The organism is Faecalibacterium hattorii (assembly GCF_003287455.1).
Taxonomy (GTDB): Bacteria; Bacillota; Clostridia; order Oscillospirales; family Ruminococcaceae; genus Faecalibacterium; species Faecalibacterium hattorii.
Window position 1 is genome coordinate 39,319 of sequence record NZ_PRLC01000001.1, and the last position, 18,608, is coordinate 57,926.

Below are 18,608 nucleotides of genomic sequence, written 5' to 3' on the forward strand. Positions count from 1 at the left end.
TCGCACCGCCTCCTTTCTTACATGCCCCAGCCTTCCGGTGGGTCAATGTCATATCCGATGGTCACCGTTGTCTCCCCGCTTGCCGTGGCATTGAGGCTTTTCACAACGAACCGTCCGGTATAGTTCTGTGTGGTCGTTACATCGTCGATATTGATCTTACATTGGAGCTCATCCTTTCCTTGGAGGAACCGGTACAGCCGGGCAAGGTCATTTGCCATCGTCCAGTTGTGCCCGTGCCATCCGGGGTATAATGCTTTGCTCTCTTCATTCGGCACATCCATTCCGCCGCCGATGCTGTGATGGACGGCATGCCCGTGGAGCGAGTTGAACCCGTCCCACGGGGAATGTACGTACCCGTCCAACTGATAGCGGAACGTCCATGTGCCGGTAGCGTTCTTATAAACCCGGTCGCCCATCCGGGGCGGTTCCACCGTGCCGTTGTAGGTCGCAATGGAAAGCTCTGCGTAGGTTTCTTCGAACACAGGCGGGTGGATCGGCTCCGTCGGGATCAGGTTTATCTCTCGCATCGAGATCGTCTGCTCCGGCACATAGAAGCCGATGAGGTTGCTGGTGCGTTCGGGCTGGATGAAGATAAGGTCCGAGAATTTCTTCCCATTTTCCGTCAGGAATTGTTCTGCGCTCATCTTCTCACCCGCTTCCCCATCTGCACATCCACCTCGTCGATGATCCCGCCAACGAGCTGTCGTCCGTTCAGGCTGAGCTTCATGTTCCGCACCGCTTCCGCGATGCCGTCCACGTGTTCGCCCAGCGCCTGTACGCTCTCCACGATGTCCCGGTTGGACATCACGTTCGGGTCGGGGGTGTCCGCTTCCAGCGCGGCGCTGCGGTTCTGAGCCGCTTTCCGTGCCACACTTCCGGCAAGTCCCGCGCTCCTCTCGGCACTCAGTGCAAAGCTTTGGTCTTCGCCGAGGTTTGTGTTGATCCAGTCGGCTCCATTTTGAACATCGCTCAGGTCCACCACGGGCCGGATGAGGGGTTCGTCCGCGTCGTCGGTGCTCAGCGCGCCCAGCAGACTGTTGGCAGCCATCAGGGCCACGCCCTCGGCTCCGCTCATCACGTCTTCCATGCTGCGGTTCACACCGTCGCTGCTGTCGGTGATGCCCTTGGCAAAGCCCGCGCAGATGTATCCGCCCATCTCGGCCATCAGGGTCGAGGGCGAGTGGATGCCCCAGAAGTTCTTCACTGCGTTCGCCACGTTGGAGCAGACAGTCTTCACTCCGTTTACCACGCCGGTCGCCGCGTTCTTGATGCCCTCGCCAAGGCCCTTCACGAAGTTCTTGCCGGTGTCGATGGCCCCGGAGACGAATTTTTTGGTTCCTTCCCAAGCCTTGCTCAGGAAGTTCCCGATTCCTTCGAAACCCTTCTTGATGCCGTTCCAGATGTTCGAGAACAGGTTCGAGACCCATTTGCCGAAGTTCTGGAAGAACTCCACCACCTTGTCCCAGTTCTTGATGATAAGTCCGGCGCAGACGGCCACGCCCGCCACGATGGCGGCAATGATCCACCCTTCCGGCCCAAGGTTGGCCGCGAACTGAACGACGGTCGAGATGATCTTGCTCAGTACGCCGCCCTCGCCGATAAGCCCGCCGAGGCTCAGCCCCAGCGAACCCACGCCTTTTCCGGCTACGGTCACAGCCTTTCCCATGATGGTCAGGGTCTTGCCGCCCGCCGCCAGTTCACCGAACACTTTCGGCAGACCCATCAGCAGGGGTGCGAGGTTTGCGATGATCTTCTGCCCGAAGTCGCTCCCCGCGAAGTCGAGGATGGCCGTAATGCCGCTGGTCAGTGCCTGTCCCCAGTCACCGCTGACTGCTGCCGTGATGACGCCGAAAATGTCGGTCACGACGTTCGTGAATCCTTCGCCGGTCGCCACGCCGAAGGCCTTCGCCATCTTGTCGGCAAGCTGTGGGAAGCTCCGCTGGACCTTTGCCATCACGGTCTTGAATCCATTTTGAATTGGCTTCCAGTTCCGGGAGATGGCGTAGCCCAGCTGCATCATCATGTGCTTGCCGCTGTCGTCCATCTCGAAGGCGTCGGCCAAGTTCTCCGCAAATCCCACGAAGTTGTACTGTTCGCTCTGCAAGTCTGCATAGGCGTCCAGTGCTTCATCGCTGTCCTTGCCGAATTTGGCGACGGCTTCGGTGTACTTCGTTTGCCGGTTCGTTACCTTCTTCAGGCTGTAGCTCATGCTGTCCAGCGCCGTGCCCACGCCGATGATGGCAGTCATGGTGCCCTGCGTTGCCGCTTTCCGGGCCTCCTTGCTGTTCTCGCCGTATTTCTCGACCGCTGCCTTGTAGGCTTCCTCCCGCTGGGAGAGGTCGCCGTCGCCGTAGATTTTGGCCAGCATGTTCTGGCGGTTGGTCACCAGCTTCTCGTGCTTTTCAAGTACGGCCAGCGCGTCGTCAAAGGCGTCGAGCTGGGCCTTGTTCATCTCGTTGATGAGATTCTGCTGGGTCGTCTGCTCTTCCAGCCACTGCCGGTAAGCTTCCTGCGTCTTGGCGCTCTTCTCACCGAACTCCGCTTTCAGGGCGGTATACTCGTCCTCCGCCGCAGTCACGACCTTCGCCTGTGCCGCCAGCTTCCGGTCGATGTTCGCGATCTTCTTGTTGGATTTTTCCTCCACGCTGGCCGTGTCTTCGTACAGTGCGCTCCACAGCTCGTATTCATCGGTGGCCGTGTCGGCTTCATTGCCGTACCGGTCCTTGATGGCCTTGAACAAGGTCTCCTGTTTTTCATGCTGGAGGTCTGCAAGCGTGGTCTGCTCATCCAGTAAGGTAGCGTAGGCGTCGCTCTTCTGGGTGTCGGTGCTGCTGGCCTCGGCCACAATCTTGTCGTACTGCTCTTTCGCAATGGCGACCCTGTCGGTCTGGTTCGCGATCTCGGTGGTCAGGCTCTCGGTCTTCTTGGCCAGCAGTTCTTCCGCTGTGGCGGTGTCCCCGCTCGTCGCCTCCCAGAGCTTGTACTCCTTGTCCGCCGCGTCCATCTTGGCCTTGTTTTCCTTCAGCTTCTTGGAGTATTCGGTCACAAGGTTGTCCGCCGCGGTCTTCGTGCTCTTCGAAGTGCCGGAATGGCCTTTGCTGGTGGAGCCGGTTACATCAGCCACCGTGTCAGATGTTTTCTGATACAGCGAGTCGATCGTCTCGTCGATATAGCTCTGGACCGGCTGTGTCAGCGTCGCAACACCATTTTGGACGGTTTCTTGGATCTGCTCCAACGTGGAAGGCGTCTTGCTGCTGTTTCCCGCTTTCGTGATGCCGTTCTTTCCGGGGATCAGGACATTGTTGTTCTGAGCATCGGTCAGTTCCTTTGCTGCGTCCTTGATTCCATTTTGATAAGCGGCATTACCCTTCAGTGGGTTGCCCGCCTTGAAGGCCTGATACAGCCCCTGCATCTTTGTTTGTACGGTTGCTGTTGCCTCATCCAGCGCCTGACCGACACCCTTGTTCACTTCGCTGGCTGCATTGTAGCTTTCCTGTCGCAGCCGTTCACGGGCATTTTCGTCTGCCATGCCAAGGATAGCACCTTCAAGGATGTTCTCTGCATCGGTGGCTGCAAGGTCGCTGGGCGAATGGATGCCCCAGAAGGTCGTAAACACATTCCGGATGGCGGTTGCCACACTGTGCATAGCGTTCTTGACCTTTGCCAGTGCGCCTTCATCCTGTAAGCCTTCCTGCAAACCTGCCAGAACATATCGGCCATTTTCGGCCATCACCTTGGAAGGCGACGCAATACCAAAGAACGATTGGAACGCTTCAACGATCTTTCCGCCCAGCGATTTGATGCCGTTGACCGCCATGCCAACCGGCCGGTCGTCCTCAAAGATCTCGCCGAACCAGTCAAATATACCCAGCGCCGCATCCTTCATGGCATTTCCGATGCCGCTGAACAGTTCACCCCATGTTTCTGGAACACCAAGGAAACTCAAACCGTCTTTCGCCAGCTGCCAGCACTCCGGGATCACGGCACGGACCAGCGCGCCAAATGCCTCGACAATAGGCCCGGCGCAGTTCTTGATCACCTCGCAGAGCATCGTCACCACGGTGGTCAATGCTTCCTGAATGTCCGGTGCAGCGTTGATGATGGCGGTGCAGATGGGGCCTGCAAACATAGAAAGAACGCCCATCGCCGCAGTTGCCAGCGCGATCACACCCAGCGACTTTGCAAAGTTCCAGAATGCTGTTGCCAGCAGTTCCAATCCAACTGCCAGCTGGGGCATTGCTGCAAGGAGCGCACCGCCAAGCATAGCAATAAGCATTCCGTCCAGAAACACCTGCAATGCCTGTCCGACAGATTCCGGGTCAGCATCACCCAGCAGTTTGATGGCCGGAGCCATGATCAGCAGCGCCGCGCTCATTTTGATCATTGCGGAACCCAGACCGTCCAGTGCGGAAGCAATGCCGAATTTTGTGAATACGACTAACCCGCCAACCAGACCTCCCAGTCCGAGCAATGCAGAAATCCCGCCACGTAAAAGCTCACCAATGCCCAATGCCGCAAACTTTTCTACCGCCGCAGCCAGAACATATAATGCACTTGCAGTCAACAGAATGCCCGCGCCGGAACTCGCACCACCGGTGGACATGCTGGATGCGATCGTCAGCGCCGTCAATCCCGCTGCAACTTTGATCAGCCCATCGATTGCCCCATCGCCCATTACGGCAAACAGTTCAACAGCTCCTGCCAGAACGATCAAGGACGACGACATCATGAAGATAGCCGCGCCGGAAGTAAACTTTGTCTTGGCGGACAGTGCCGACATCGTGGTCATCAGGAGCATCAGGGTCTTGATGCTCGTCATAGCCGCGTCAAGGTTGACCAGTTTGATATTTGCAATGCTGGATACTGCCCGTGCCGCGATCCAGATGCCGCTTGCCATTGCTGCGATTGCAGCTCCATTTTGAAATCCAGTGGGGCCGATCAGCTTCTGTACCGCAGCCACAACGGTCGCCATACTCGTCAGCAGTCCGCCAAGCGAAACCACAGCCAGTCCTGCTTTCGCAAGGCTTGTGAACTTGATCTGGCTCAGCGGTTCCAACGCCGTGGAAACGATCTTGATGGCAGCTCCCAAGGCGATCATCTCTGCCGCCGTGGAAAGCAGCACCTTGTGGTTGATGACCTTTTCGCCGATCATCAACGCCTTACTCAGTTCGCCCATGGCCAGCATCAACGCGACCACAGCGGTGGCAGCAATTGCCAATGCCGCCGCATTCGCCGCGATATCGCCTTCGTTCAGTGCCGCCACAAGGTTCGATAAGCCTTTTGTAATAGAGCCTACCGCCACCCCCAGCCCGATCAGCGCCGCCGCAGTTCCCCACAGGATCGCCGCGTTCAGTACATTCGATTTCAGGCTGTCAAATGCCTTGTTGAACTTCTTCGCCGTCGGTTCCAGCAGTTTTGCCGCACTTGCCAGCAGAACGATACTCGTCATTGTAACGACGGAAACTGTATAGAATCGGTCGGGGTCGATCCTGCTCATCACGTACATTGCTCCGGCCAAGATCAGTACGGCGCTTGCCATGCTCACCAAGGTCTTGCTGGCGTTGTTCTTCTGCCATGTCTTGATGGCGCTCGTCAACTGCTTGAAGGTGCCGGAGATCGAATCCAGCATTCCGGTCAGCGGCGTTTGCAGCATCTTTTTCAGGCTGTTCATCGCCTTTGCCACCTGATTGATGGCCACGGCCAGCAACCCCACGTCGATCAGGGACATAAACCGGTACACGTCAGTTCCGGTAATGGAGTCGAAGCCTTCTTTCAGCGCCGTGAAGAACTGTTTCACCGGTGCAAAGGCGTCACCTACGCTTCCATTGATCTTGTCCATGCTGGATTTGAACCCGGAAGCGAACTCACTCATGGAGGCAGCCAGATTCTTCGGCATGCCGGTCAGGCTCTGCTGGAATTCTTCCATCGTTGGCATAGAAAGCCCGATAAAATCCGAGATGGTCTGCCCAAGGCTCCCCAGCTTTCCAATCAGCGTTCCTACGGCCATGCCAAACCCGCTCAGGATCCCCGTTCCGCCGCTGGCCACGCCCTGTACCAGAACACTCAGCATCCCGAAGACCCGCTTGCCCACGGAATAAAGTGTTCCCAGCACACCGGTGGCGTTTTCGCCTTGTTCGATGAACTGGCCGATGTACTGGGCGATCTTTGTGCTTTTCATCATCCCGCCAAGGTCGCTCAGCGGGTTCAACAGTTTGCCGAGCGCCGTCTTTACGCCACCCAGCTTTTCCTTCAGAGTGCCGCTTCCGGTCACCGTCTGCATTACAGTCTCAAGGAACTCCCCGAACCCGGCGCTTACATTCAGCAGTACCTTGCCCACCGGCTTCAGCGCGTTCAGTGCCAGCCCAAAGGCCTCTTTTGCCACGGCTCCCATTTTCGAAAGGGCCGTTGTGAACACCTTCAGCACGCTGAAAACGCCTTTGAAGGTCTTCTTGATCTTCGCTGCCGTCTCGTCGCTGATGATGAGCTTCTGGGTCATCAGGTCGAGCCGCTCCGCAAAGCTGTAGATGCGGTCGCCGTCTGCGGGCGGGAACAGCTCGTGGAAGGCCTCCGTGATGGGCTGCACTACTTTCCCAATGGCATCCATGATGTTCCACAGGCTCTGCATCAGGTGCTGCCGTCCGGATACTTGGCTCATGCCCTTGGCGTAATCGATCAGGTTGACCGTGCCCTTCTGCACTTCCTCGTTCAGCTTGGTCAGTGCATCGTAGTCCTTCCGGATGGCGTCCTTGTCGAGGTTCCGTGCATTCAGCTCCTTGTCGCTCAGTCCAAGGTAATTGCGCAGGGTCACAAGGGTGGAATCCAATCCATTTTGAAGCAGCTCCGCGTTCACGCCGCCTTCTTCCAGCGCCTTTGCAAAGCTGCCCGCCTCCTCGATGGATTCTTCCGTCACCGCGCCGCTGGCAAGGGCTACCTTCTGCAATACGGTGTCGTAGACCTCTGCTTGGTCGCCCAGCTTGCTGTTCAGCTGCTGCCACCCGCTGTCCAGCCCCTTCGAAAGCCGCTCGTTCAGTGCGTCGATGGGCGGCACAAAGATGTCATACAGCCGGTTCGCCAGTTCCGTCCACGTGTCCGTGGCCTCTTCCTTATTGCCGAAGATCAGCTCAAAGCTCCTCATCCACTTGGAGCTCACCGCGTCCTTCGTGGAGTCAATGGCTTCGGAAAAGCTCTTTGCCTGTTGAGCCGCCAGCGCGCTTCGTTCCGCCAGCTCGCCATACTGCCCGCTCAGCTTTTCCAGCGCTTCCGAGCTGGTCATGCCGGGGTTTTTCTGGGTCATCTCGTAGGCTGCTTCCATCATGGAGGCGTACTTTTCGAAGGTCTTTTCCATGACCTTCGTATTGGCCCACTTCTTCGAAAGGCTGGATTCAAAGCTGCCGATGGTCACCTCGCCCTCTTTCAGGGTGCCCAGCTCCACGGCCGTGTCGATCAGTTCCTGTTTCAGGGCTTTCGTTGCCGTGCCCATCAGGTTCAGGCTCTTCCAGTCCTGAAGCTGTAAGTGTCCCGCGCTGTAACTCTGGGTCAGATTCCGGATGGTGCTCTGGAACGCAAAGCCGCTTTTGCCTGCGTCTGCCGTTGCGTTCGCAATGCCCATGATCATGGGGATCATCTTCTTGATGTCGCCGCCCGATGCCGTCATCTGTGAAAGTGCGCTGGTCATCTCGTTAAAGCTGAAACTGGTCTCATCCGAATACCACATCAGCTTGTTCAGGTAACCGTTGACCGTATCGATGCTGTCGCCGGTAGCATTCATGATGGTCTGGATGTTGCCGGTCTTCTCCACGTACTTGTTCCAGCCGCTCATCACCTGATCGAAGGACAGGCTCTTCACCATTTTTTCGCCCGCATCCACAAACTTGTTGGTGATGTTCATCAGGGCGGTGGTGGCCACGATGTTCAGGGTCGAGAACTTGGACTCCAGCGTGTCCAGACTGCGCTGCATCGTGGAAAAATCCACATCTTCGGCGGCAGCGTCCAGCTTCTCGAAGCCCTTTTCCGCTCCCTTGAACTGAAGCTTTTCCATCAGCTTGTCGATGGTGCCGATGGTCTGTTTTGTGTTTTTCTCAAAGTTTTCGTTGTTGAACTGCATCTCAACAACGCGGCTGTCTACTTCTCTGCTCATTCCGTCCTCACCTCGCCCCACGCCCGTGCCGCGATCCGCTCAAAAATGGGCCGCATGGCCGGGTTGATGTAATCCACGCCTTCTACATATCCGCCGTTCCGTGTCGCGTGTCCGTATTGCAGGATCACCGCGATGGGCACGCCGTCTACGATGTTCGCATTCCGCCATGTGATCGTGATCCGGTCTTTCCCCTTGGTTACGCCGTAACTCCAGCTGGCCGCCGTCTTGCCCGTGGCCTTCGGGGTCGCCTTGGCCAGTGCCTCCACGCCTTCCCGACCGTATTGGTCGAGGATGGCGTCAAGGTCCAGCTCCGAGCACCGCTTCAGAAACTTACGGCTCTTTTTCCAGTCGCCCTTTTGCTTGAAGATGATTACTTTCGCCATTGTGCTGTTCACCCTCTGTCATAGGGCCTCCATTTTGAAAAATGCGCCCCATCTGGGAGCTGTCAGCTTTGCTGACTGAGGGGTTCCTCTAAGCAGAGCTCGCCCTTTGGGAGAGCTGCAAGCAACTGCGCCAACGGCGCATTGCGCGCTGAGAGGGCAAGCCCGCTGAAAGGACATCATCCCCTCGTGTGCATCTTGGCTTTCCGCTGTGCGTTCAGCGCCCTCTGCTGGCTCATCCGCTCACCGGGTGTCATCTTCTTCTGCGGTGCATTCATCTCCTGTCCCACCCGGATCAGGGTCAAAAGCCGGTTCAGGTGCCACTTTTCGCACTCTTTCGGGATGCCCAGCGCGAACATCTGGGCGTATAGCACCTCGGCTGTGGTGGTCCCTCCGCGGGGAGGGCGGCGCTTGGGGCGGGCGGTTCGCTTGTCTTTTGGTTCGTTCGGTTTGGGTTCCCCGGCAAACCATGTGGCGGTCATCGGGTCGTCCATATATTCGTTAATGGCTGTCAGCTGTTCCCGTGTCAGTTTCCGGTATACGGCGGGGTCAGTCCCCTGCGTCACGGTCATGCAGCGGATGTAATCGAGCTGCTGCTCCCGTGTCATACTTCCGGAACTGGTCAGGAATGGCACATGCCACTTGCTTTCCCATTTAGCCAAGGAGAGCAGGGAGTGCTCCAGCCGTAATTCCACCGGCTTTGTGTACTCGAACTCCTCTGTCCGGGGATTCCAGCTCTGTTCACCGGCAACGGTCAGTTTCAACATCTTCTGCCTCTCCTTGGGGTGTCTAAATGAAGCGAGCCGCTCTCATGGGGCTCACAAAAAAATGCTCCCCATCGGGGAGCTGTCAGCTTTGCTGACTAAGGGGTTCTTCTAAGCAGGGCTCACCCCTTTGGGGGAGCTCCGCACTGAGAGGGCGATCTTACTGCTCCACGGCAGAACCCTCGATCATGGTAAGGCCCGGCTGCGCGGGGGCGGCGGGCTTCTTCTCGTTCTTCATGCCTTCGGGCAAAATGCCTTCGAAGAATGCGGCGGCCTTGCTGTCATCGCCAACCAGCTCCATGTACAGGTCACTGAAGGCCTGCGTGGCCATGAAGTCGTCCAGCACGGCCTGATTCTTGATGAACTTGCGGCCGTCGGGGCTCAGCACACCGTAGCTCTTGCAGATGATCTTCTTGAACATCTCGGCCAGTTCCAGCTGGCTCTTGGCGTCCACGATCCGGTGGATCATCTCCACGAAACCGCCCTCCGTGCCCAGCTGCATCTCCATGATCTCAGCCTTCGTCAGGTTGAAATAGTAGGTTTCCGTGCGCTCGGTGCCGCCAAAATCGACGGTCTGCATCGTTTTCTTCAGCATGTTTGTTCTTCTCCTTTATTTTTATATGGAAGCAGGGCTCACCCCTTTGGGGGAGCTCCGCGACGCGCCGCCCTTGGCGGACGGAGCAGTGAGAGGGCGATCTTACACCGCAGCCTCGCTGGTGGTCACGAGGGTGATGATCTCCTCCGGAGTGGGCAGCGTTGCCTCTGCGTTCTCGGTGCCCCAGAGCTTGTCCTCGATGGCCTTCACGGTGGCAGCCTTCAGCTTCGAGCAGTCGATCTCCATGTGGGAAGTCGGGCGGAAACCGCTGACGTTGACCGGCGAAGTCGAGCACTCCCAGCTGAAGGTGATGGCGTCGGGGCTGTCATTGATAGAGGCATAGCTCTTCTCGGAGGGAGAGGCGGTGGAGTTCCATGCGATGTGGATCTTCTTGCCCACTTCATCGGAAACATCGTTGCCCACGGTGGTCACCCAGCTGAAGCCGAAGCCCTTGCGCTTCTGCTGGCCGATGGTCACGCCGGTCGCCACCTGTGCGGAGCCGTCGCAGGGCTCCCACTCCGGCGGGTAAGTGTAAGCCTCGATGGTGTAGGCGTACTCTTCGGCGCTGCGCAGGGATGCGTACTTGATGTCGTCGGCGTAGAGCTTGGTCTCCTCTGCGCCGGAGGGCGACTCGGTCACGGCGGTCAGGCCGTTCCAAGCTACGCCGTTTTCGTAGCTGCCGTCTTCCTTCATGGGGTACAGGGCACCCATCTTGGTGCCCATTTCGTAGAACTTTTCGCCAATGGCGTCCCAAATCAGTCTGGACATAGGTTACCTCCTATCAGGTATAAAGTGTAAAAACGGTATGGTATAAATTGTCCGAAACAAATTGGCGGTCGTACGCGCACTTCGGGAGTACAGATACGGCCGCCTTGAGTTTCGAATCGGGGTCCGCGTCGATCACGGTCACCGTATAAAACGGGTGCTGGATGTAAACGCGGTCGTTTGCGTGCCAGTTCTGGATCCGGCCCTCGCTGTACACGATGCAGGGGTATTTCATCCGGAGTCCGGTGGGAGGTTGGTAATACAGGTTTGCGCAGCCCGTGGTTTTGTTCATTACATCGCGCAAAAGCGCGTCCACATTCAAACGAACATCACTCATTCCACACACCTCCCAGCGTCAGGATCAAGCGCGGGTATTGTACCTTCACGCTCTCCACCTTCCATTTCCGTCCCCCGAACGTCGCATATCGCATGGCGTAGAGATTGCTCTGAGCGAACGGATCGCCGAGGACGCTGAGTTGATTCGAGAGGGTCACGTCCTCGTTGATCTTGTCGCTGCCCTGCATCTGCCGCCCAAATTCCACCACGTCGCCGTAATAGCGCCGCTCCGTGATATGCTCCACGTATACGCTGGGGGCCTCTTCGCTGGTATCAGCGAACCCGATCACTCCGCTCCATCTCATAGCAGTCTCACTCTCCATTTTGATTTGTCACAGCTAACCTTTGGGGCCTAAAAAATCAGGCCTCGTCCGCAGCCATGGTGCAGGTGGTGGCGGTGGTGCCGTCGGTCACGACCACACCGGCAGCCATCAGGGCCACAGGCAGGTAGGTCTTATCGGCAGCAACCACGATCAGACGGCCCAGCTTAAAGGCCTTCTCCACGTCGGCCTTCTTGGCCTGAACCTTGTGAGCCTCGTCCTCGTACAGCTTTTTGTCGGTGTGCAGATAGGCAACGTAGTTTGCCACGTGCAGGTCATGACCGGTCTCGTAGATGGTGTTCAGCATATTCATATCCTTTCTCTTTAAGCAGCCCACTCAACAGCCATGGCGCTGAACGGGGTGGTCAGTGCACCGGAGCAGCGGGTCTCGATCAGGTACTTCTGGGCGTTGAAGTCGATGTCGAAGTCATCGAACATGGAAACAGCGCCTCCCTTGTCTGCGCCCACGGTGTAGTCGGCGAGGTTCACGATCAGACAGACCAGTTCACCGCCCTTGGCACCCTTGCGGCCCTCCATCTCGGGGATGGTCATGATCTTAGAAACACGCAACTTGCGGGCCAGCGCGGCCTCGTCAGCATACAGCGTACGGCCGACGCCGTCCTCCAGCAGGAGCATCTCGGTCAGTGCGTCCTCGGTAGTGAACAGGGTGGGAGTGCCGGAGCCACGATATTCCTTGCGGGAACGCAGGATCTGCTTGATCAGGGCCTTGTACTTGTCCTCCACGGTGGTCAGGCCGGTGGTCTTGCACTGGACCTTGATGGTAAACAGGTCTGCGTCGTTGAACACAGGACGGATGCAGTTCTCGTCGATCTTGTCCTCAGAGGCAGCCAGACGGCCGTCGCCCAGCAGGTATGCCAGAGCCAGCTCACGGTTCAGCTTCAGGCGCATCTCCTGCTTCAGCCATGCCACCACGTCAAAGCTGTTGATGTCGATCACGTCGTCACGGTCCAGCTTCTGCTTCTTGTACACGGTGGTGGGGCTGGTGGAGCGGCGCAGCAGGCCAAAGACCTCTTCCTTCTTGAAGTTGCCCTTGATGTAACCCTTAGCGCGGGCATCGTCCTCGGTCAGGTCAGCAAACATGCTCTTGAACCGGCTGAAAGGAATGTGGTGCACAGCGCCCATGACCACGCTCACCCAGTCGTCGGGCTTGTCGATGATCCGGGGCGTGGTGTCCAGCAGGTGATCCTCGGGGAACAGCCAGTTGATGTTGTCGATGCTGTGGGTCAGCTCGTCACTGTCCATACCGGCATCCTCAAAGGCAGCCTTCATGGTGCCGTGGCTCTTTGCGGTCTTGACCACATTGTCGATTTCTTCCATGCTGTGCTTCAGCACGGTTGCGGTGGTATCCTTGTCAAAAACATTCTGCTTCACGGTTTCATCCTCCTCACCGTTATCTTCGCCGCCGTCCGCTTTCTCAAGGGCCAAGCCCACGAATGCGTGGCAGCATTCCTTCTGCTCGTCGGTCATGCTGTTGTAGACCTCTTTGAGCGTCTTGCCTTCGTTCTGTTTTCCGTCCGCCATTTTGGCTTCCTCCTGTTTATGTTCGCCGTCATCCGCGCTGTGGGTCAGCTCTTCCAGCGGGTTGCCGTCCGGGTCCATCCCGTGCTCAAGGCTCAGCGCCGTGTCCGAGATGATGAACGCCTCCCCGCCCTCATAGTCCTCGTCGGCCGAGTGCTTGATGACTTCGTCGATGATCGCGCCGGGGTTGCAGCCCGCCAGTACGAGGCTCACCTCCTGAACGAAGCCGTGCTTCACGGTCTTCCCCACCTTCTGCAAGCCGTTGGCGTAGATGGAAAAAGCGTTCAGGTCACCGCTTTCCACGCACTTCCGCGCCGTGCGGCCGGTGTCCGTGTCGTTGAACTTGGCATAGCAGTACACGCCGCCGGGGCGGTTTTCCAGCAGACAGTGGCCGATCACGTTGCCGATGTCGCTGTGGTCGTGGTTGTACACCATGGGCACCACCTTGCCGTCGCACTCTTTGAATGCGTCCTGCGCAATGGTCAGCCCGTCGTAGCAGCGGGTGTTCGCTTTGGTCGCCCAGCCGCTGCAATCGTAGTCAAAATTAACCATTTTGATTTGCAATACTCCTTTCCACGGCTTCTTTTCCAGCCGTAATTGTTTTCTGCACCCCGTCTTCCTCGTTCGGCCGACTGATGTTGCTGTTCTCCAGTCGGTCGGCCTTCGGGTCCTTCGAGGGCTTCATGCCGATCACCTGTCGGAACTCGTTCGAGGTCATGATCTCATTGCGGGTGAACTTGTCTGCCATCTCTGAAACCATGGAGACCGGTGCCAGCTTGAATGGGTCGCGGAAATACATCACGGATTCGCCTTTGGCCCGTGCTTCCTCGGTCAGGAACTTCCGCTTCAGCTCGTCTACAACAGCCGCCACAAGGGGTTCGATGGTCCGGTTCTCGTAGTTGGTCATCACAGTATCGTTGGCAGTGCCGTTCATGATGTCCGGTGTGATACCCAGCTGACTGTATGCCATGTTCGTCAGGTATTCCACGGTCTTCAGAAGGTTGTTTTCGAGGCTGCGATTCAACTGCGTGACATGCTCGGTGCCGTCGATGTAGGCGATGCCATATTTGGAGCCGGAAAGCTGGCGTTCCACCTCGGCGCGGCGCTCATCGGCCCGCTGTTTCTGCTGTTCGCTCCGCACCACGTAAGGCAGTTGGATGATCATGTCGAGCTTTCCGCTGCCCACTTGCTCGTCGATGACGTCCATCAGGTTCAGCTTCCGGATCAGCCGCTGGATGGTTCCATTCGGCTCATTCATCACGGCGTAGAACGGGTTTTCAACGATGGCCACCTGACTTTTCGGCAGGGTGATCTCCTCCCGCTGTCCGGTTCGGTCGTTGTACACTTCCAGCCGCACGTCGTCGGGGTACCATTCCTTGATCTTGCCTACCCGCATGGACTCGATCTTGGCTTCACCCATCTCCGGGTCTATGTCGATGTCCACCGGCACCAGCCCCACCACGCCCTCGTCGAGGACGGAAAGGAACAGGTCGTACCGCAAGGCGCGCCCAGTCTGGTCCTTGTTGCCGGATAAATTCAGGCAAGAATTAAGGCCCGAATCAACGACCTCATCAAAGCGGTTGTTTTCATCGAGCCTTACGTGATTGATGGTGATGCTGGCCGCATCCATCGCAATGCGGGTGTAGATGGCGGTCAGGATGGTCCGGTCATTTCCCCGGTTCAGCCGCACCCGGTCTGGCCGGTAGCTGTATCCTCCGTCATAGTAACTTCTTCCGGGAGGGTCCCGGTTCGTAAACGCATTCCACGCCCTCTTCAGGCGGGAACCGATACTCTGTGCCATTGGTCTTCCTCCATTTTGAAAAATGCTCCCCATCGGGGGAGCTGTCGGCTTTGCTGACTGAGGGGCTCTTCGAAGCAGGGCTAGTCCTTCTTGTCGTCGTCTTTCTTCTGCTGTTGCTGACCACCGGCGCTGCCGCTTACGATTGCGTTCGCAAGCTCCGGATTCTTCAGTTCCTTACTGATGAACTGCTTTGCGCTGTAACTCATCGCGCCGGAAACCGCCTTGGTCAGAAACTGCTTCGAGGCATCTTGCATCACACTCTTTGCAAAGCTCTGCCCGCTGTATACGTCCTTCCGCAGCTGCTTCACGTCCTTTTGGAGCTGGAGCCGCTCTTTCTCGGCCTTCAGTTCCTTGTTCGGATCATCGGCGCGGATGTTCGTCTGCCCCTGAAGATCACGGTACTGCTTCTCCATCTGGAGCCGGTTGATGCGGCTTCGCAGCTCCTCGTCGGAGTAATCCTCTGCATTCCGGCCAGAGCGTTTCGGTGCATATTCCACCTTCGGTTCATCTTCTGAACCGGCGTTCCCATCTCCGGCATAGTGCTTTTTGCCTGCGGTCGTCAGGGTGCCGTCCTTGTTCTGGTACCGCCGCACGCCCCACTTCATGCCCTTGATGCCCCAATGGTATAGCTCGTCACTGTATACTCGCATATTTACCTCATCGCCTCATTTCTTTTTCACAGCAGCTCTTGTATATCTGTCCGGAATGAACAAGCTCTTTTGCCATTTTGCTTTCTTATAGTTTTTCTTTCCAAGCTGTGTTTCCGGCTGCTGCCGAACCACCCGTGCTAAAGGTAGTCCCACCAATCGTTCATTTCATCGCCCCTTTCTTAGATTTACAACGTTTATTTACCGTGATATACTCTTCTCAATTAACCAACCTATTGAGAAAGAAGGTGCCTCATGACTAAGCACGAGAAATTACTCCTGTGTATTCTCGCCAACACGGATGAGCCTGTCGGAAAACCTTTTTATGATTCTCGTAGCTTTATTGTTAGCTACTGGATCATGTCAGGCATTCCAACAAAAACAGAATCCAGACCTCTATCGACATCGTCAGGACAAAAGTACACTAAACCAATTATTGTAAAAACATGGAATACCGACGAGGAAAAACTGGATTTCCTTCAAAAATTCGGTGGTCAGATGTCCAATTCAATTTTCCATGAATATAATCTGACTTCAATGGATGCGCTTGATAATAAACCTCATTTCACGGATACCGAACTGCGGCTTTTAGAAAGACTGTCGGCTGGCGAATTCGATGGCCCAATAAATCACTATTGGGAAAAGACGGGCTTTTGTGAAATCCGTAATGGTGTTCCTATTCAGTTCTCGCAGGGAAAAAGCACTCGCGTCTTTGACGGAAAAGAAAATGAAACTGTTCCCGGTAGAATTCGTGTGTATCTTCGGTATGATACGGATGAGATGAAAATCAGGTTCTTTAGAACCTTTGGCCGTGAGATGACCGATGAAGAGGTTCAAAAGTATTATTGGGACAACTGGGAGAAGCGCTATCAGAAATAACCCTCACTCAAACGCATCCCGGTTCTGCTTCCATGCAATGTAGGCGTCCATCATGGCCGCCACGGCGTCGATCTTCTGATCCTGCCGCTGCTTATAGAGCTTCCGGTTGCCGTTGGTATCCACCAGCGTGACACAGTTCCCCATGGCGAATTGCATCAGCTTCTCATCGAAGATCAGCTTCCGTTGTTCGCTCAGCTTTTTCAATTCACCCAGCGGCACACTTTCGGTCTTGGCACCCTGAATCACCTTCACGATGCCAAAACTGCTGTTTTCCATCGCCCACCGCTCCACGAACTCCTTCGCGTTGTAGGGGTCGTAGCCAAAGGCTCTCACGTCGTATTCGTTCTCTTGAATGAACTTGTCGAGATCTTCGTACACCTGCATCATGTCCAGCACGGTGCCGTCGAACACAAACAGCGTCCCCTCGTTCATGAACTCCTCGTACTGGTTCCGTCGGCTGATGGGCAGCTGGCTCAGGGTGTAGCTCGTGATGTAATCCCGCGTTTTCACGCCGAAATATCCGTTCGACAGCGGGAACAGGAAGGTAAACGAGCAGAAGTCATCGCCCATGGAAAGGTCTGCTCCCATGGCACAGGGCATCTGCCAATAGTCCCGCTTGCGGTGGCACAGCGTCTCTTCGTATGGGAAGAAATAGGTGTAACCCTCCATGGGCAGGTTGAAACGCTTGGCCAGAATATCATTCCGTGCGCTGGGGGATTTCTCCGCGCGCTCCACATCGAGCTGATAGGTCTCGTAGCTCACCGTCTTGCCGAGGTTCGGGTTTGCTTTCAGCCACATTTCGGGCTGTCCCACCTCATCGATGGAGTCGAGCTTATAGTACCAAATGGAGACGTGGGGGTTGATGTACTCCCCCTTCAGGATCTCCATCAATTCCATTTTGATGTCGTCGCCGCAGCCGTTGCGCACGGTGCCTTCGGAGCTTGCCGCCACGATGAGATAGTTCTCATTCTTGGCCGCGCCCTGCTCGATAGCACCGATGGGATCTTCCCGGATATCACAGGAGAGCCATTCATCCACCGTCGCCATGGTGTCACGGCGGCCCTGAAGCTTCTCGATGGTCATCGGGCGCACTTCCAGCAGACTGTTCGTCAGGAAGTTCTCGATGCCCTTCTTCGTGGGCGCCATCTTCACGCGGTCGGCCTTCGAGCCGGTGGTGTTCTGGAGGCTGCCTTCCGTCATAAACTTGAGCACCGGTCCCCTTGCCCGCGCCAGCGCCGTGCGGAACGGAGCCAGAACCTCTTCAGCCTGTTTCATGGTCGGTGCTGTGGTCAGTTGCTGGGTCGTCGTGGTGTACGCCGTCAGGAAGTAAGCTTGCAAAAACTCCAAGTACATGGTCTTTGCAGCCGAGCGGGTAATGATGAGGTACTGCTTCGTCACCAGACGTTTCTTTATCCGCCGGGCCTCATAGTGCCCGCCGCCGCGCTCATTGGGCACATAGACGCTCCGCTCCACGAAGTAGTACCACCCGAAGATTTCCTCGGCCCACAGCTTGAAACTGTCAAGCAGCTTCACGTCGGTGCCATCGGTCAGGGTCAGCTCGTCTTCGCAGAACGCAATGAAGCCGTTTACCGCCTTGTCGTCGTAGTAGATGCCGGGGTTTGCGATCAGATCGTCGATCCGGTTCATTTCCATGGAAATTTCCCGGCATACCGGAATTTCGCCACGCATCACGGCCTCCCGGAACCGGCCGTAGTAAATGGGCGTGGCCGTATTCGAGAGTGCCATCTTCTTCAAAAGCTCCTTTAGCTGTTCAGTTTTTCCAGAATGTTCCCCAGCTGCTCAGAGATGCCCTTTCCGGTCTTCTCCGTCGCCAGTACATCCGATACCGTCTCGCCGGTCACTTCGTCGGTGTGCTCCACCTGCATCCTGCCGTTCTCCACATGCAGCCCGATGGCATCCTTGATGTGGTCTGCCGCAGTCGCGCCGGTGCCCAGCGGCTCATCGAACTCTTCCCGCAGCCGCCACTCCATTTCCGCCACAGTGTTCTTCATGGCCTCCATGGTGGAGCTGCTCTGTGGCGGGTCAAAGCCCAGCAGCCGCACCTTCACACCAAGGTATGCCTTGACCGCTTCGTTTTTCAGCTTGTCCGGGCTGAACTGCTCCCACGTCTCTTCGCTGCCGGTAATGGTGAACCCGCCCACCGGCCCCACGCCGATCTGGCTCAGCACAAATAGTGCGCTGTTCACGTACATCACCACGTCCGCGTCAAAGTCCGTGCACTCCTCCGCGATCCCCAGCAGCTTCTTCACACTCGTCAGGATCGAATTCATTTTGATTCCTCCTCGACATCGCTGTCGCCACCCATAATGTAGCTCATCATGGCGTAGTACCAGTCCAGCTTCCGCCGCGGCCCCATGGTGTAGTCCTGCTCTCGACGGTTAAATGCTTTTTTCTGGTACATACTCATTTCCTCCACTGGATATC

General features: G+C 56.7%; 16 protein-coding genes. 1 reads left to right on the forward strand and 15 read right to left on the reverse strand.

Features of this window, described 5'->3' with window-relative positions; genetic code table 11:
• Positions 1-17 precede the first annotated feature (17 nt).
• The 12 genes from C4N23_RS00220 to C4N23_RS00275 form a co-directional block, all read right to left on the reverse strand.
• Positions 18-644, reverse strand: coding sequence for a hypothetical protein (locus C4N23_RS00220; RefSeq protein WP_112143189.1), 627 nt, complete (start codon positions 642-644; stop codon positions 18-20).
• Positions 641-8,137, reverse strand: a complete 7,497-nt coding sequence (locus C4N23_RS00225; RefSeq protein WP_112143191.1) for a hypothetical protein — start codon at positions 8,135-8,137, stop codon at positions 641-643. The genes C4N23_RS00220 and C4N23_RS00225 overlap by 4 nt, the downstream gene beginning before the upstream one ends.
• On the reverse strand, positions 8,134-8,520 hold the full coding sequence (locus C4N23_RS00230) for an HK97 gp10 family phage protein (protein WP_112143193.1): 387 nt from the start codon (positions 8,518-8,520) through the stop codon (positions 8,134-8,136). Before C4N23_RS00230 ends, C4N23_RS00225 begins: the two co-directional genes overlap by 4 nt.
• A 176-nt stretch (positions 8,521-8,696) precedes the next feature.
• Entirely contained in the window at positions 8,697-9,284 is a 588-nt protein-coding gene (locus C4N23_RS00235; protein ID WP_112143195.1) for a hypothetical protein, read from the reverse strand.
• Between the two features lie 157 nt (positions 9,285-9,441).
• The gene (locus C4N23_RS00240; RefSeq protein ID WP_112143197.1) at positions 9,442-9,876 is read right to left on the reverse strand and encodes a hypothetical protein; all 435 of its coding nucleotides are present in this window, start codon (positions 9,874-9,876) and stop codon (positions 9,442-9,444) included.
• Positions 9,877-9,978: 102 nt separating this feature from the next.
• Complete coding sequence (locus C4N23_RS00245; protein WP_112143199.1) at positions 9,979-10,644, reverse strand: hypothetical protein; 666 nt, start codon at positions 10,642-10,644, stop codon at positions 9,979-9,981.
• Positions 10,645-10,657: 13 nt separating this feature from the next.
• On the reverse strand, positions 10,658-10,978 hold the full coding sequence (locus C4N23_RS00250; RefSeq protein ID WP_242983683.1) for a hypothetical protein: 321 nt from the start codon (positions 10,976-10,978) through the stop codon (positions 10,658-10,660).
• On the reverse strand, positions 10,971-11,282 hold the full coding sequence (locus C4N23_RS00255; protein ID WP_112143201.1) for a DUF7253 family protein: 312 nt from the start codon (positions 11,280-11,282) through the stop codon (positions 10,971-10,973). Before C4N23_RS00255 ends, C4N23_RS00250 begins: the two co-directional genes overlap by 8 nt.
• A 55-nt stretch (positions 11,283-11,337) precedes the next feature.
• Positions 11,338-11,610, reverse strand: coding sequence for a hypothetical protein (locus C4N23_RS00260; protein WP_112143203.1), 273 nt, complete (start codon positions 11,608-11,610; stop codon positions 11,338-11,340).
• Between the two features lie 11 nt (positions 11,611-11,621).
• Positions 11,622-13,388, reverse strand: a complete 1,767-nt coding sequence (locus C4N23_RS00265; protein WP_112143205.1) for a phage major capsid family protein — start codon at positions 13,386-13,388, stop codon at positions 11,622-11,624.
• Positions 13,381-14,637 (reverse strand): phage portal protein, encoded by a 1,257-nt coding sequence (locus C4N23_RS00270; protein WP_112143207.1) that lies wholly within the window; start codon positions 14,635-14,637, stop codon positions 13,381-13,383. Before C4N23_RS00270 ends, C4N23_RS00265 begins: the two co-directional genes overlap by 8 nt.
• Before the next feature lie 80 nt (positions 14,638-14,717).
• Positions 14,718-15,287, reverse strand: a complete 570-nt coding sequence (locus C4N23_RS00275) for a DUF7211 domain-containing protein (protein ID WP_112143209.1) — start codon at positions 15,285-15,287, stop codon at positions 14,718-14,720.
• Positions 15,288-15,539: 252 nt separating this feature from the next.
• Between C4N23_RS00275 and C4N23_RS00280 the strand changes: the two genes are divergently transcribed.
• Positions 15,540-16,163 carry a hypothetical protein gene (locus C4N23_RS00280; RefSeq protein WP_112143211.1) on the forward strand — a complete coding sequence of 208 codons (624 nt, stop codon included), beginning with the start codon at positions 15,540-15,542 and terminating at the stop codon, positions 16,161-16,163.
• A gap of 3 nt (positions 16,164-16,166) precedes the next feature.
• On the opposite strand, the gene C4N23_RS00285 is transcribed toward C4N23_RS00280, so the two are convergent.
• The 3 genes from C4N23_RS00285 to C4N23_RS13875 are packed head-to-tail and all read right to left on the reverse strand — an operon-like array spanning position 16,167 to position 18,591.
• Positions 16,167-17,909: a terminase TerL endonuclease subunit gene (locus C4N23_RS00285; RefSeq protein ID WP_112143214.1), complete on the reverse strand. Its 1,743-nt coding sequence runs from the start codon at positions 17,907-17,909 to the stop codon at positions 16,167-16,169.
• A gap of 17 nt (positions 17,910-17,926) precedes the next feature.
• Positions 17,927-18,454 carry a phage head-tail connector protein gene (locus C4N23_RS13870; protein WP_181567038.1) on the reverse strand — a complete coding sequence of 176 codons (528 nt, stop codon included), beginning with the start codon at positions 18,452-18,454 and terminating at the stop codon, positions 17,927-17,929.
• Positions 18,451-18,591 (reverse strand): hypothetical protein, encoded by a 141-nt coding sequence (locus tag C4N23_RS13875; RefSeq protein WP_181567039.1) that lies wholly within the window; start codon positions 18,589-18,591, stop codon positions 18,451-18,453. Before C4N23_RS13875 ends, C4N23_RS13870 begins: the two co-directional genes overlap by 4 nt.
• Between the last annotated feature and the right edge of the window lie 17 nt (positions 18,592-18,608).

Coding starts and splice junctions, on each gene's coding strand:
- C4N23_RS00220 (WP_112143189.1), bottom strand. CDS start 644: ATGAGCGCAGAACAATTCCTGACGGAAAATGGGAAGAAATTCTCGGAC.
- C4N23_RS00225 (WP_112143191.1), bottom strand. CDS start 8,137: ATGAGCAGAGAAGTAGACAGCCGCGTTGTTGAGATGCAGTTCAACAAC.
- C4N23_RS00230 (WP_112143193.1), bottom strand. CDS start 8,520: ATGGCGAAAGTAATCATCTTCAAGCAAAAGGGCGACTGGAAAAAGAGC.
- C4N23_RS00235 (WP_112143195.1), bottom strand. CDS start 9,284: ATGTTGAAACTGACCGTTGCCGGTGAACAGAGCTGGAATCCCCGGACA.
- C4N23_RS00240 (WP_112143197.1), bottom strand. CDS start 9,876: ATGCTGAAGAAAACGATGCAGACCGTCGATTTTGGCGGCACCGAGCGC.
- C4N23_RS00245 (WP_112143199.1), bottom strand. CDS start 10,644: ATGTCCAGACTGATTTGGGACGCCATTGGCGAAAAGTTCTACGAAATG.
- C4N23_RS00250 (WP_242983683.1), bottom strand. CDS start 10,978: ATGAGTGATGTTCGTTTGAATGTGGACGCGCTTTTGCGCGATGTAATG.
- C4N23_RS00255 (WP_112143201.1), bottom strand. CDS start 11,282: ATGAGATGGAGCGGAGTGATCGGGTTCGCTGATACCAGCGAAGAGGCC.
- C4N23_RS00260 (WP_112143203.1), bottom strand. CDS start 11,610: ATGAATATGCTGAACACCATCTACGAGACCGGTCATGACCTGCACGTG.
- C4N23_RS00265 (WP_112143205.1), bottom strand. CDS start 13,388: ATGGTTAATTTTGACTACGATTGCAGCGGCTGGGCGACCAAAGCGAAC.
- C4N23_RS00270 (WP_112143207.1), bottom strand. CDS start 14,637: ATGGCACAGAGTATCGGTTCCCGCCTGAAGAGGGCGTGGAATGCGTTT.
- C4N23_RS00275 (WP_112143209.1), bottom strand. CDS start 15,287: ATGCGAGTATACAGTGACGAGCTATACCATTGGGGCATCAAGGGCATG.
- C4N23_RS00280 (WP_112143211.1), top strand. CDS start 15,540: ATGACTAAGCACGAGAAATTACTCCTGTGTATTCTCGCCAACACGGAT.
- C4N23_RS00285 (WP_112143214.1), bottom strand. CDS start 17,909: ATGGCACTCTCGAATACGGCCACGCCCATTTACTACGGCCGGTTCCGG.
- C4N23_RS13870 (WP_181567038.1), bottom strand. CDS start 18,454: ATGAATTCGATCCTGACGAGTGTGAAGAAGCTGCTGGGGATCGCGGAG.
- C4N23_RS13875 (WP_181567039.1), bottom strand. CDS start 18,591: ATGAGTATGTACCAGAAAAAAGCATTTAACCGTCGAGAGCAGGACTAC.